This window comes from Pandoraea cepalis (assembly GCF_902459625.1).
Lineage (GTDB): Bacteria > Pseudomonadota > Gammaproteobacteria > Burkholderiales > Burkholderiaceae > Pandoraea > Pandoraea cepalis.
This window is the reverse complement of the sequence record NZ_CABPRY010000007.1, coordinates 94,604-107,302: the sequence shown is the minus strand read 5'-3', so window position 1 is coordinate 107,302 and position 12,699 is coordinate 94,604. Positions and strand designations below refer to the sequence as shown.

The window sequence follows — 12,699 nt, the reverse complement described above, 5'->3', positions numbered from 1 at the left end:
TAGGGAAGACAGGTGGCAAGCCATGCAGGCGAAACGACGCAGCAGGCTGCCCGAGGCAAGTTGAACATCCAGAAACACGGTGGTTTCCCATGCTCAGGTCGATTCAATTGAAGGACGCGAACGTAGCCGAGGCGAATGCCGAGGCACGTCAGGCGCAGCCGGCGGCGGCACCCTTGCCGTTCGCCATCGAATACCGCGGCGTCACGCGTCGGTTCAAAAATCGCCAGGGCAAGGGCGAGATGACGGCCGTCTCGGACGTCTCCATCGGCATCAAGGCCGGTGAGTTCGTCTCGCTGATCGGCCCGAGCGGCTGCGGCAAGAGCACGCTGCTCAACATGGGCGCCGGTCTCTACGCGCCGAGCGAGGGGCAGGTGACGCTCGCGGGCAAGCCGGTGCGCGGCCCGTCGCAGCAAGTCGCGTTCATGTTGCAGAAGGACCTGCTCATGCCGTGGCGCTCGATTCAGAAGAACGTCGAGCTGGGCATGCAGATCCGTGGGCGCAGCAAGGCCGAGCGGGCGGAAGTGGCCAAGGCGCTGCTCGCGCGTTGCCACTTGAAGGGTTTCGAGAATCACTATCCGCACCAGCTCTCGGGCGGCATGCGCCAGCGCGCCGCCCTGGCCCGCACGCTGGCCGTCGAGCCGGACGTACTGCTCATGGACGAGCCGTTCTCGGCGCTCGATGCGCAGACCAAGATGGTGCTCCAGCAGGATCTCGCGCAGATGCTCGCCGACGAGGGCAAGACCGCGCTGATGATCACCCACGACCTCGCCGAAGCCATTGCGCTCTCGGATCGTGTGTTCGTGATGAGCGAGCGCCCGGGCACGATCATCGAGGAGATCACGATCGATCTACCGCATCGCGACAACCCGATCGAGCGCCGCAAGCAGGCGGGCATGAACGAATACGTGGCTCATCTGATGGAACTGCTCAAGGTGGGTCGCGACGACCACCTCGGCTGATCTTCGTACACGACACCGCAAGACACTGGAATCCTCGCTATGAAATCCCTTTCCAAAACGCAACTGACCGTTGGCAGCTTCGTGTTGCTGCTGATCTTCGCGGCCATCTGGCAATGGGGGCCGACGGCGTTCGGCGTACCCGAGTTCGTGCTGCCCAAGCTGTCGTCGACCGTGATCGAAGGCGCCCGCATGTTCCAGGTCGAGAACCTGTGGCTGCACATCGGCGTGACGGCCATCGAAGTGATCGCGGGCTTCGTGATCGGCTCGGCGCTGGGCGTGGTGATCGGCGTGGTCCTCGGTTTGTCGCCGTCGACCGAAGCCATGCTCTCGCCGTACATCCTCGCGCTGCAGATTGCGCCGAAGGTCGCGTTTGCGCCGCTGTTCGTCATGTGGATGGGCTACACCATCTACCCGAAGATTCTCGTGGCCGTGCTGATCGTCTTCTTCCCCGTGATGATCAATGTGCTCGGCGCCGTGCGCGCCGTCGACCCGGACATGGTCAACCTGGTGCGCGCGCTGTGCGGCCGCCGCTGGCAGATCTTCCGCTTCGTTGAATTCCCGTCGGCCATGCAGGCGCTCTTCGCGGGTTTGCGCATCGCGTCGACGCTGGCCGTCATCGGCGTGACCGTGGGTGAACTGGTCGGTGGCGACCGCGGCCTGGGCTATCTGCTGGTGTATGGCGAAGGTCAGGGCAACACCGCGATGGTGTTCGTCTCTATCGCCGGGCTCACCGTCATCGGTATCGCGGCATACGCCGCCGTGGTCTGGCTGGAGCGCCGCGCGTTGCATTACGTGCCGCGTGCCGCCATGAACATCGCCTGAACGACGAGGGACCGCAACGTGAACGAATTGCCCATTCTCCCGCTCGACACCGACACGCTGGCGCCACTCGGCGGCAAGAAGCTGCTGATCACCGGTGGCGCGCGTGGCCTTGGCGAAGGGTTCGTCCGTGCTGCCGTGACACGCGGCGCGCAAGTGACGATTGCCGATATCGCGTCGCAGGCCGGCGAGGCCCTCGCGGCCGAACTGAGCGGCGCGGGACATGCCGTGTCGTTCGTGCGCGTCGACCTCTCCGATCCCGCATCGGTGGACGCGGCCGCCAAGGGGGCTGCCCAGCGCATGGGCGGCATCGACGGCCTGGTCAACAACGGTGCGATCACCAACTCGGGCGGAAAAATGGCCGCTGAGTTGAGCGTCGAGACATGGGACGCGGTCATGAACGTCAACGTGCGTGGCACCTGGCTCATGACGATGGCGGCGCTACCGTTTCTGCGTGCTTCGGGGCAGGGGCGCGTCGTGAACATCGCGTCGGATACCGCGCTGTGGGGCGCGCCGCGCCTGCTCGCTTACACCGCCAGCAAGGGTGCCGTCATGGCGATGACACGTTCGCTCGCGCGCGAACTCGGCCCAGACGGCATCACCGTCAACGCTATCGCGCCGGGACTCGTCGAGGTGGAAGCCACGGCCTATGTGCCCGCCGAGCGCCATCGTCATTACCTGGAGGGACGTGCGCTGCCGCGCGCCCAGGTGCCCGACGACGTGATCGGGCCCGTGCTGTTCCTGCTCTCCGATGCTTCCCGTTTCGTGACCGGGCAGGTGCTGCCGGTTAACGGCGGCTTCGTGATGCCCTGACGAGCCGTTCTTATTCGCAACGCCTTCAAGGAGTTAGACCATGGCGCAAGCCGACGCTAAAAACACCGCGACGCCACAGGCCGTCGAGAGCTGGACGCAGGCCGAAGGCCAGGCATTCAGTGACTGGCTGGACACGCGCGTAGCCCGCTTCTCGACGCGCAAGTACGACTGGGACGCGCTGAAGTTCCAGGCCGACTACGACCCGAAGTACCGCCGCGCGCAAATGCGCTACGTCGGCACGGGCGGCACGGGCGTGGCCAAGGACGTCAACACGGTCCCTGCCGGTCACTTCACGTTCTCGACGATGGTGATCCCGGCCGGCAACATCGGCCCGAGCCACATCCATATGGATGTCGAAGAAATCTTCTTCGTGATGCGCGGCAAGATGAAGGTGATCTGCGAGCGCGATGGCGAAACCTGGGAAGCCATTCTCGGTGAGCGCGACCTGATCTCGGTGCCGCCGGGCGTGTACCGCACGGAAATCAACATCGGTGACGAAGACGCGCTCATGTGCGTGATGCTCGGCTCGCAAAAGCCGGTCACGCCGACGTATCCGCCGGATTCGCCGCTCGCGCAGATCAAGCGCGATCTGAAGTAAGCCGCCGGGGGCCGTTGTCCCGGAAAGTCCGGTGAGGGGCTTGCCCGTCGCAAGCGCCACACCGGCAGGAATTCACAAAGCAAGACGTTCAGTCCAAGCCATGCAAGCCGAAGCCTTTCTGTCCGAAGTACCCGAAGATGCCGCCCTCGCGCCGCTATGCGCGCGTCTGGACGCCTTCCCGTACCGCACCGTCGCCACGCGCGCGGGCACCGTCGGCTATCGCAGCGCTGGAACGCAAGCCGAAGGTGCCACGCCGGTCGTGCTGCTGCACGGCATCGGGTCCGGTGCGGCGTCATGGCTCGCGCAATTCGAAGCCACGAACCTGCATGCCGCACTTTACGCATGGGACGCGCCGGGCTACGGCCAGACGACGAATGTCGCCGACGCCGAGCCGCACGCCGACGCCTATGCCGATGCGCTCGCGGCCTGGCTCGATGCGCTGGGGCTGGCACGCGTCGCGCTCGTCGGTCATTCGCTGGGCGCGATCATGGCAACCCAGTTCGCGAGCCGTGCGCCGCAGCGCGTGAGCGGGCTCTTTCTCTGCTCGCCGGCCGGCGGTTACGGCAAGGCTGACGCGCAGGTGCGTCTGAGCAAACGCGACAGTCGTCTGGCGATGCTCGATAAGCTCGGCCCGGCCGGCATGGCGCGCGAGCGCAGCGACAACCTCGTCGCCCCGAACGCCGCGGCACTGCCGCGCGCATGGGTGAAATGGAACATGGCCCGCGTGCTGCCCGCGGGCTACCGTCAGGCAACGCATTTGCTCTCGAATGGCGACGCCGCCGGCGCGCTGGCGCACTACGTCGCGGCGAATGCGGGCCCGGTCGCGGTGGCGGTCGGCGCCCAGGATGCCGTGACGCCCCCGGCGGCTTGCCAAGCGATCGCCGAGGCGGCCGATGTGCCGCTGCAAATCATCGAAGGCGCTGGACACGCGTCATATATCGAAACGCCAGACGCGCTGAATGCCGCGCTCGCCGCGTGGCTCGAACCTATTGCGGCAGGAGAGCGTTGAGATGGCATCCGTAACGCCCAAGCGCATGACGGCAATGGCCGAGGCGCTCACCGAAGACGACACGCTGCGCGAGCGCGCGATACAAGGCGAGGGCGAGAGCGACGATCTCGTCGACGGCGCGGCCACCGAGTCGCGCTACCTGGTGCCGGGCCTTGAGCGCGGCCTGCGCATCCTCACGCAATTCTCGCCGCGCGAGCCCGTGTTCAGCGCTCCGGAGCTCTCGCAACGGCTGGGCATTCCGCGCACCACGGTCTTCCGCTTGTTGCAAACGCTCGAAGCGATGGGTTTCCTGGAGCGCGCAGGCGGTGAAAAGAATTTCCGTCTGGGCGTGGCCGTGCTGCGTCTGGGCTTCGAATACCTCAGCTCGCTGGAGCTGACCGATCTGGGCATTCCGATCATCGAACGGCTGCGCGACGCCACGCAGCTCACGTCGCACATCGTGATCCGCGACGGGCGCGACATCGTGTTCGTGGCGAAGGCGCAGAGCGTGGCGAGCGTGTTCAACTCGATCAAGGTCAACGTCGGCACGCGCCTGCCGGCGCATGCGACCGTACACGGTCATGTGCTGATGGGCGACCTGACGCTGGCCGAGCTTCGCGCGCTGTACCCCGAGAAGTCGCTCGAAAAATACACGCCGCAGACACCCGAAACGATCACCGAGCTGTTCGAGCGCGTGCGCGAAGACGCCGAGCGCGGCTACGCCGTATCGGCCTCGTCGTTCGAGCGCGGCATCAGCGTGGTGAGCGCGCCGGTGCGCAACGACGCGGGACGCATCTGCGCCGCGATCACCGTCACCATTCCGCGCGCCACGCTCGACGCGTCGGTGCTCGACGCGGGGCTGATCGCACAGGTGCGCGAGGCGGCCGACGCGCTGTCGCACCGCCTGAACTACCGGCCGGGCAGCGACGACCGTGCCACCCCCTACATGAAGTCACTGGGATTGAAATGATCAAGATCGACCTCACCCAACGCGCGGCGCTGGTCACAGGCGGCTCGTCCGGCATCGGCCTCGCCACGGCCGAGCGCCTGCTCGACGCCGGTGCCGCTGTCGCCATCTGCGGCCGCAAACCCGAGCGGCTGGTGCAAGCGGAAGCCCGCCTGCGCGAGCGCCATCCCGATGCGCGCCTCATCGCCGCACAGTGCGACGTGCTCGATGCGAACGACGTCGCCGCGCTGGCCGAGCGCATTCGTGGCGAATTCGGTCGTCTCGACATGCTGGTCAACAACGCGGGGCAGGGCCGTGTGTCGACGTTTGCCGACACGACCGACGACGCCTGGCGCGAAGAGCTGGAGCTGAAGTATTTCAGCGTCATTCGCACCACGCGCGCTTGCCTGCCGATGCTGCGCGAAGCCGCCCGCGAGACGGGAGATGCCGCCATCGTCTGCGTCAACTCGCTGCTCGCACTCCAGCCGGAGCCGCACATGGTGGCGACGTCGTCGGCGCGCGCGGGGATCCAGAACCTGGTGCGCTCGATGGCGAGTGAATTCGCGCCTGACGGCGTGCGCGTCAACAGCATTCTGATCGGACTGGTGGAGTCGGGCCAGTGGCGCCGTCGCTTTGCCGCGCAAGGCGAAGGCAAGACCTGGGAGGAATGGACCGGCGAGTTGGCCCGCAAGAAGCAAATTCAGTTGCAACGTCTGGGCAGGCCTGAAGAGGCGGCCGCAGCGATCTTTTTCCTGGCAAGCCCGCAGTCGTCCTATACGACGGGCAGCCATATCGATGTTTCCGGAGGCTTGGCAAGACATGTCTAACACAACCACCGTCGGCGAAGTCATCGCGGCGTTTCTCGAGCAGTGCGGTGTGAAGACCGCATTCGGCGTGATCTCGATTCACAACATGCCGATCCTCGACGCCATCGCGCGTCGCGAAAAGATCCGTTACGTCGGCGCGCGCGGCGAAGCCGGTGCGCTGAACATGGCCGATGGCCTCGCTCGTGTCTCGGGCGGCCTCGGCGTGGCCTTCACGAGCACGGGGACCGCGGCGGGCAACGCGGCGGGCGCCATGGTCGAAGCCCTCACCGCCGGCACGCCGGTGCTGCACATTACCGGCCAGATCGAGACCGAGTTCCTCGATCGCGATCTCGCGTATATCCACGAAGCGCCCGATCAGCTCAGCATGCTGCACGCGATCTCGAAGGCCGCCTATCGCGTGCGTTGCGTCGACACTGCGCTCTCGACCGTGCGCGAAGCCGTGCGCGCCGCGCTCACGGCGCCGGCCGGCCCGGTGAGCGTGGAGATTCCCATCGACATCCAGGCGGCGGAAATCGAATGGCCCGCGGATCTGGCCGCGCCGCACATCACGGTGCCGACGCACGACGACGCCCGCGTGGCCGAACTGGCGGACAAGCTGGCCGCTGCGCATCGTCCGATGCTGTGGCTGGGCGGTGGGGCGCGCGGGGCGGAAGCCGCCGTCAAGCGTCTCGTCGACATGGGCTTCGGCGTGGTCACCAGTGTGCAGGGTCGCGGCATCGTGCCGGAAGATCATGCGGCCACGCTCGGCGCGTTCAACATCCACCCGACGGTCGAGACGTTCTACAAGTCGTGCGACGCTGTGCTCGTGGTCGGCTCGCGTCTGCGTGGCAACGAAACGCTGAAGTACAAACTCGCGCTGCCGCGCCCGCTCTATCGCGTCGACGCCGATGGCCTGGCGGACGGCCGTGGCTACCGCAACGACCTGTTCATCCAGGGCGACGCCGCACGCGTGCTGAACGCGCTGGCGGACCGTCTGCAAGGGCGCCTGTCGATCGATCCGGCATTCCACGCCGATCTTGCGGCCGCTCGCGAGGTGGCCGTCAAGCAGGTCGCGGAAGGTCTCGGCCCGTACCGTCAACTCGTCGCTGCGCTGCAAGGCGCGCTGGGCCGCGACTTCAACTGGGTGCGCGACGTCACGATCTCGAACAGCACGTGGGGCAACCGTCTGCTGAAGCTCTTCTCGCCGCGCGCCGGTGTGCACGCACTGGGCGGCGGGATCGGTCAGGGCATGCAGATGGGTATCGGCGCGGCGCTCGCGGGCAACGCGAAGAAGACCGTCGCCCTGTGCGGCGACGGCGGCCTGATGGTCAACGTGGGCGAACTCGCCACCGCCGTGCAGGAAAAGGCGCCCGTCGTGATCCTGCTGATGAACGATCAGTGCTACGGCGTGATTCGCAACATTCAGGATGCGCAGTACGGCGGTCGCCGCCACTACGTGCAACTGCACCAGCCGGACTTCGCCGCGTTCTGCGCGAGCCTGCAGCTCAAGCACGAGCGCATCACGGCCATCGATCAGGCGGAGGCGGCTGTCGCACGCGCCATGGCGCACGACGGCCCGGTGCTGCTCGAAGTGGACATGCTGTCGGTGGGCAGCTTCGCTTCGCACTTTGCCGGTCCGCCGGTCCGGGAGCCTGCGAATGCATGAATTGAACCACCGTCCCGTTGACGTCGCGCTGATCGGCTTCGGCGCGATCGGCTCGAAGGTCTATGAGGCGTGCGCGAGCGATCCGTATCTGCGCGTGGGCCACGTGATCGTGCCGGAGGACGCCGCCGCCCGCGTGCGCGAGAGCGTGCGCGCCGACACCGAAGTGGTGTGTTCGGCGCAGGCGCTCTCCAGCCGCCCGGACTTCGTGCTCGAGTGCGCGGGTCACAGCGCGCTGTCGGGGCACGTGGTGCCGCTGCTCAAGTCGGGGGTGGATTGCGCGGTGGCGTCGATCGGCGCGCTGTCCGACACCGATCTGCTCGCCGCACTGGAACAAGCGGCCAAGGACGGCGCGTCGACGGTCACATTGCTCTCGGGCGCCATCGGCGGTATCGATGCGATTTCCGCGGCGCGCGAAGGCGGTCTGGACGAAGTGCTGTACACCGGTCGCAAGCCGCCGACGGGCTGGCTCGGCACGCCGGCCGAGCAGGTCTGCGATCTGGCAACGCTTACCACCGCGACCGTGATCTTCGAGGGCAGCGCCCGCGACGCGGCGCGTCTGTATCCGAAGAATGCGAACGTGGCGGCGACCGTGGCCATCGCCGGTCTGGGGCTCGACGCGACGCGCGTGCGTCTGATCGCCGACCCGACGAGCACGCGCAACGTGCATCACATCATCGCCCGCGGGGCGTTCGGCGAGATGTCGCTGGAGATGTGCGGCAAGCCGTTGCCGGACAACCCCAAGACGTCGGCACTGACCGCGTACTCGGCCATTCGCGCGCTACGCAATCGCGTTGCGAACTGTGTGATTTAGCAGGAAGAGCATCATGAGCCATCAAGATTTGCTGCAAGGGTTTTCGAGCGACATTCTGGTCGGCGGCGAATGGCGCGCCGGCACCGGCAAGCGCTATCAGAGCCTGTATCCGGCCGACGAGAGCGTGAATGCCGAGATCGCGGCGGCGGGCGCCGAAGATGCGATCGACGCCGTCGAGGCGGCCGATGCGGCCTGGCGTCGCGCCGACTGGGCGGGCTTGAAGCCGCATCAGCGCGCCGCCGTGCTGCATCGCGTGGCCGACGGCATTACGCAGCGCGCCGAAGCGCTGGCGCATTTGCAACGACGCGACAACGGCAAGCCGATCAGCGAGACGCGCGCGCTCGTCGCCAGCGCATCAAGCACGTTCCGTTACTTCGCCTCGTGTCTTGAGACGCTGGAGGAAACGCTCACGCCGTCGCGCGGCGACTACCTGACGATGAGCGTGCACGAGCCGCTCGGCGTTGTTGCCGCCATCACGCCGTGGAATTCGCCGATTGCCTCGGACGCGCAGAAGCTTGCCCCGGCGCTCGCCGCGGGCAATGCCGTGGTGCTCAAGCCAGCGGAAGTCACGCCGCTCGCTTCGCTCGAACTCGGCCGCATCTGCGAAGCGGCCGGTGTGCCGCGCGGCGTGCTGTCGGTACTGCCGGGCAAGGGCTCGGTCATCGGCGACATCCTCGTGCGTCATCCCAAGGTCAAGAAAGTCGCCTTCACCGGCGGCACCGAAGTCGGCCGCGGCATTGCACGACTGGCGGCGGAAAAGCTCATGCCGGTCTCGCTTGAACTCGGTGGCAAGTCGCCGACCATCGTTTTCGAAGACGCCGACATCGATCATGCGGTGGCCGGTGTGCTCTACGGCATCTTCAGCTCGTCGGGCGAATCGTGCATCGCAGGCTCGCGTCTTTTCGTGCACAAGGCCATTTTCGACACGTTCGTCGAGCGGCTGGTGGCCGGCGCGAAGCAACTCCGCGTGGGCGATCCGCTGCGCGAAGACACGCAGATGGGGCCGCTGGTGACGGCGTCGCATCGCGAGTCGATCGAGCGCTATGTCGCCATCGGGCTGGAAGAGGGCGGCCGCCTGTTGTGCGGTGGCGAGCGTGCGGCGGGCGACGGCCGCGAGAAGGGCTACTTCTATCAGCCGACCATCATCGCGGGTCTGACGAACCAGGCACGCATGGTGCAGGAAGAAATCTTCGGCCCGGTGCTGGCCGTGCTGCCGTTCGAGAACGAAGACGACCTTTTGGCCGAGGCCAACGACAGCGTCTACGGTCTTGCGGCCGGGATCTGGACACGCGACTTCAAGCGCGCCTGGCGGATCGGGCGTGCGCTCGAGACCGGCACAGTCTGGATCAACACCTACAAGCAGTTTTCGATCTCGACGCCGTTCGGCGGCTGGAAAGAGAGTGGCATGGGGCGTGAGAAGGGGCGTCTGGGGTTGCTGGAGTACACGAACCAGAAGAGCCTCTATTGGGGCATCAACGACAGTCCGCTCGCGTGGGCGGGCAAGGTCTGAACGTCAGTCAGTGGCAGAACACGCCGCAATGCACAGGGTATTGCGGTCATCCGATACTTGAGCGAGGCAGAGATATGTTGTCGATTTTCCGTGGATCGTTGGCGCGCCGCGCGCGTCGTGCTGTTGGCCTGTGCGCCGTGGCGGGACTCACGAGCCTGGCGGCGCCGGTGATGGCGCAGCCGGCTACCCAGCAGATTACCTATCTGCTCCCGGCGCCGGCCAACCTGCCGGCCTTCGCGCCGCTGATGCTGGCCGAGAAGAAGGGCTACTACGCGGCGGAAGGGTTGTCGGTGCGCTGGCTGACCGTGCAAGGCGGTGCCGACGTTGGCAAGCAGCTCGCCTCCGGTAATGGCGATCTGGGCGGCGGTCTGGGCGACACCCCGATCGTGCTGCGTCCGAACGGCATTCCCATCAAGGGCGTGGCGCTGCTGGGCGGTCGCACGCTGCACCAGTTGGTCGTGCGCAACGATGCGAACATCAAATCGCCCGCCGACCTGAAGGGCAAGACGATCACGGTGCTGTCCTATCAAGACACCGGCTTCTACGCGACGCTGGGCCTGCTCGCCTCCGCGGGTCTCACGCGTACCGATGCGCGCATCCAGGGCGCTGGCCCGGCGGGTGTGTGGCAGCAGGTCGCCACGGGCAAGGCCGACGCGATGGTGGGCACGCCGGAGTGGGCGCAGAATATCGAAGATGCCGGCGTGAAGGTCACGATGACCTCGACCGACAAGTATTTCCCGGGCATGGCGCAGGCGATTCTGGCTTCGGACAAGACCATTGCCGAGAAGCCGGAGATGGTCCGCAAGTTCGTTCGTGCCACGATCAAGTCGGTGGCCGAGATCATGCGCGACCCGGCGGCCGCGGCCAAGGAATACTGCGCGACCGTGCCCGGCTACAAGGGCAAGGAAGCCGAGATCGAGAAGATCCTGACGTATTACGCCCGCAACGTGTATCCAGGCCAGGAGCGTCTCGGTGCGTTCGATCCGGCGCGTGTGACGAAGCTGCAGGATTTCTATATGCAGGAGAAGATCATTCGCGAAAAGTCGAACCTGGCCGACCTGTTCACCAACCAGTTCGTGCAATAACGCGAGACGCCACATGAACGAAAACGCCCCGGGCGCCGCTGCGGCCACCCAGCCCGACACGATGTTGCTGACGGTGTTCCTGCGTCACGATCAGTCAAACAATCTGGACGAATTCCAGGAACGCCTGAAGGCGGCCGAATGGTGGGAGCGCTTCCCGCCGGCCGGTGTGACGGTGGTGTCGTGGACGGTGGCGATGGGCTTTGGCCAGATCGTCACGCTGGAACTGCCGCCGCACCTGCTGCCGACGGTCAACGTCGAGCTGGAGCGCTCGGCCTGGGGCGTGTTTCGCACCGAATGCTATCCGACTTACGATTTTGTACCCGTGCACGCGCGCATTCGCGAACGGGTTCGCCATGGAGGGAAATGATGGACCGCTATCTCGAACCGCACCAAGCGCGTCGCCATGAGCCGACGCAATACGAAAGCCTGCTGGGCGACGCCATCGAGCGCGCCTATGCCGCCGGCACACACGATCTGGCTGGGCTGGTCGCCTACCTGAATCGCACGGGCCCCGGCCCGCAAGCGGGCGACGTGTGGACCGAAGCGGTGTACACCGCGCAGATCGCCCGAATGGCCGAAGAGTAACAACATCACAGAGTTCGATCGCTGCACGCCGCGGGTGCGCAGCGATCGCGATGGAGACGTCCCCCATGACTACGCAACAGCCTATCCTCACTGCCGACGCCATTCTCGAGCGCGGCCTGAAGAACCTCTGGTATCCGATTTGCCCGTCGCACATGGTAGGCCGCGAGCCGGTCTCGCTGCGCCGCCTCGGCAAGAAGCTGGTGTTCTGGCGCGACCAGGACAACCAGGTGCATGCCCTTGATGATCATTGCCCGCACCGTGGCGCCCCGCTGTCCAAGGGCATCGTGATGGGAGATCGCATCGCCTGCGGCTATCACGGCGTGCAAGTGCGCTGTGACGGCACCGTGATGCGCGTGCCGGGTAGCCCGGGCTGCAAGCTCGAAGGTTCGCGTCCGACGCAGGCGTATCACATCGTCGAGCGCAACGACGCGATCTGGCTCTACAACGCCACCGAGAACATCGACACGCCGCCGCCGCTCGTGTTGCCCGAGGAACTCGATGCCGACGGCGAGTACTCGTCGTTCCTGTGCTACACCGAGTGGAAGGGCGACTACCGGTACGTGCTCGACAACGTGATGGACCCGATGCACGGCACGTATCTGCACAAGCAGTCGCACTCGATGGCCGAAGGCGACAACACGGCGGCCTTCCGCATTCGCGACACCGACCGCGGCTTCGTCTTCGAAAAGGAAGGCCAGCGCGATGTGAACTTCGACTGGACCGAGTGGGCCGATACCGGCACGCACTGGATGCGTTTGGAGATTCCCTACCCGAAGACGGGCGGCCCCGGCGGCAACTTCGTGATCGTGGGCAGCTACACGCCGGTCTCGCCGACGCTGGCCGCCGTGTTCCACTGGCGCTGCCGCAAGCTCGACGGCTGGCAACGCGATACGTGGCGCTTCCTGTATCGCAACCGTCTCGAAGCGCGCCACTGGGCGGTGCTCGAACAGGATCGCGTCATGCTCGAAGATATGGAGCCGGATGCCAACCAGAGCGAGCATCTGTATCAACACGACATGGGTATCGTGCGTCTGCGTCGCCATCTGAAGAACCTGGCGAAGGCGGAACTCGAGCGCATTGCGCAGGGCAAGGCGTAAGCCGCGCGAGACGCTT

General features: G+C 66.1%; 14 protein-coding genes. All 14 read left to right on the top strand.

Annotated elements, in window-relative coordinates; all coding sequences use genetic code 11:
• Positions 1-89: 89 nt before the first annotated feature.
• A complete protein-coding gene (locus PCE31107_RS15605) occupies positions 90-959 on the top strand; it encodes an ABC transporter ATP-binding protein (protein ID WP_017235321.1) in 870 nt (289 codons plus the stop codon).
• A gap of 39 nt (positions 960-998) precedes the next feature.
• A complete protein-coding gene (locus PCE31107_RS15600; RefSeq protein ID WP_017235322.1) occupies positions 999-1,781 on the top strand; it encodes an ABC transporter permease in 783 nt (260 codons plus the stop codon).
• 18 nt (positions 1,782-1,799) lie between these two features.
• Positions 1,800-2,591, top strand: coding sequence for an SDR family oxidoreductase (locus tag PCE31107_RS15595; RefSeq protein ID WP_150609669.1), 792 nt, complete (start codon positions 1,800-1,802; stop codon positions 2,589-2,591).
• Between the two features lie 40 nt (positions 2,592-2,631).
• Positions 2,632-3,189, top strand: coding sequence for a cupin domain-containing protein (locus PCE31107_RS15590; protein WP_130025147.1), 558 nt, complete (start codon positions 2,632-2,634; stop codon positions 3,187-3,189).
• Between the two features lie 100 nt (positions 3,190-3,289).
• Positions 3,290-4,198, top strand: coding sequence for an alpha/beta fold hydrolase (locus tag PCE31107_RS15585; protein WP_150609667.1), 909 nt, complete (start codon positions 3,290-3,292; stop codon positions 4,196-4,198).
• Between the two features lies 1 nt (position 4,199).
• The gene (locus PCE31107_RS15580) at positions 4,200-5,147 is read left to right on the top strand and encodes an IclR family transcriptional regulator (RefSeq protein WP_240756189.1); all 948 of its coding nucleotides are present in this window, start codon (positions 4,200-4,202) and stop codon (positions 5,145-5,147) included.
• Complete coding sequence (locus tag PCE31107_RS15575) at positions 5,144-5,950, top strand: SDR family oxidoreductase (protein WP_150609665.1); 807 nt, start codon at positions 5,144-5,146, stop codon at positions 5,948-5,950. The genes PCE31107_RS15580 and PCE31107_RS15575 overlap by 4 nt, the downstream gene beginning before the upstream one ends.
• The gene (locus tag PCE31107_RS15570; protein ID WP_130025149.1) at positions 5,943-7,595 is read left to right on the top strand and encodes a thiamine pyrophosphate-binding protein; all 1,653 of its coding nucleotides are present in this window, start codon (positions 5,943-5,945) and stop codon (positions 7,593-7,595) included. The genes PCE31107_RS15575 and PCE31107_RS15570 overlap by 8 nt, the downstream gene beginning before the upstream one ends.
• Complete coding sequence (locus tag PCE31107_RS15565; protein ID WP_130025150.1) at positions 7,588-8,406, top strand: aspartate dehydrogenase; 819 nt, start codon at positions 7,588-7,590, stop codon at positions 8,404-8,406. The genes PCE31107_RS15570 and PCE31107_RS15565 overlap by 8 nt, the downstream gene beginning before the upstream one ends.
• Positions 8,407-8,419: 13 nt before the next feature.
• Positions 8,420-9,916: an aldehyde dehydrogenase gene (locus PCE31107_RS15560; RefSeq protein WP_130025151.1), complete on the top strand. Its 1,497-nt coding sequence runs from the start codon at positions 8,420-8,422 to the stop codon at positions 9,914-9,916.
• Positions 9,917-9,990: 74 nt separating this feature from the next.
• The gene (locus tag PCE31107_RS15555; RefSeq protein ID WP_130025152.1) at positions 9,991-11,001 is read left to right on the top strand and encodes an ABC transporter substrate-binding protein; all 1,011 of its coding nucleotides are present in this window, start codon (positions 9,991-9,993) and stop codon (positions 10,999-11,001) included.
• Positions 11,002-11,014: 13 nt separating this feature from the next.
• The gene (locus PCE31107_RS15550; RefSeq protein ID WP_130025153.1) at positions 11,015-11,368 is read left to right on the top strand and encodes a hypothetical protein; all 354 of its coding nucleotides are present in this window, start codon (positions 11,015-11,017) and stop codon (positions 11,366-11,368) included.
• Positions 11,368-11,586 (top strand): recombinase-like helix-turn-helix domain-containing protein, encoded by a 219-nt coding sequence (locus PCE31107_RS15545; protein ID WP_017235333.1) that lies wholly within the window; start codon positions 11,368-11,370, stop codon positions 11,584-11,586. Before PCE31107_RS15550 ends, PCE31107_RS15545 begins: the two co-directional genes overlap by 1 nt.
• Before the next feature lie 65 nt (positions 11,587-11,651).
• On the top strand, positions 11,652-12,683 hold the full coding sequence (locus PCE31107_RS15540; RefSeq protein ID WP_017235334.1) for an aromatic ring-hydroxylating oxygenase subunit alpha: 1,032 nt from the start codon (positions 11,652-11,654) through the stop codon (positions 12,681-12,683).
• The last annotated feature ends 16 nt before the right edge of the window (positions 12,684-12,699 follow it).

Excerpts from the sequence above, each read along its gene's own strand:
- PCE31107_RS15570 (WP_130025149.1), top strand. The coding sequence starts at position 5,943 with ATGTCTAACACAACCACCGTCGGCGAAGTCATCGCGGCGTTTCTCGAG.
- PCE31107_RS15600 (WP_017235322.1), top strand. The coding sequence starts at position 999 with ATGAAATCCCTTTCCAAAACGCAACTGACCGTTGGCAGCTTCGTGTTG.
- PCE31107_RS15565 (WP_130025150.1), top strand. The coding sequence starts at position 7,588 with ATGCATGAATTGAACCACCGTCCCGTTGACGTCGCGCTGATCGGCTTC.
- PCE31107_RS15550 (WP_130025153.1), top strand. The coding sequence starts at position 11,015 with ATGAACGAAAACGCCCCGGGCGCCGCTGCGGCCACCCAGCCCGACACG.
- PCE31107_RS15590 (WP_130025147.1), top strand. The coding sequence starts at position 2,632 with ATGGCGCAAGCCGACGCTAAAAACACCGCGACGCCACAGGCCGTCGAG.
- PCE31107_RS15545 (WP_017235333.1), top strand. The coding sequence starts at position 11,368 with ATGGACCGCTATCTCGAACCGCACCAAGCGCGTCGCCATGAGCCGACG.
- PCE31107_RS15575 (WP_150609665.1), top strand. The coding sequence starts at position 5,144 with ATGATCAAGATCGACCTCACCCAACGCGCGGCGCTGGTCACAGGCGGC.
- PCE31107_RS15585 (WP_150609667.1), top strand. The coding sequence starts at position 3,290 with ATGCAAGCCGAAGCCTTTCTGTCCGAAGTACCCGAAGATGCCGCCCTC.
- PCE31107_RS15555 (WP_130025152.1), top strand. The coding sequence starts at position 9,991 with ATGTTGTCGATTTTCCGTGGATCGTTGGCGCGCCGCGCGCGTCGTGCT.
- PCE31107_RS15605 (WP_017235321.1), top strand. The coding sequence starts at position 90 with ATGCTCAGGTCGATTCAATTGAAGGACGCGAACGTAGCCGAGGCGAAT.
- PCE31107_RS15580 (WP_240756189.1), top strand. The coding sequence starts at position 4,200 with ATGGCATCCGTAACGCCCAAGCGCATGACGGCAATGGCCGAGGCGCTC.
- PCE31107_RS15540 (WP_017235334.1), top strand. The coding sequence starts at position 11,652 with ATGACTACGCAACAGCCTATCCTCACTGCCGACGCCATTCTCGAGCGC.
- PCE31107_RS15560 (WP_130025151.1), top strand. The coding sequence starts at position 8,420 with ATGAGCCATCAAGATTTGCTGCAAGGGTTTTCGAGCGACATTCTGGTC.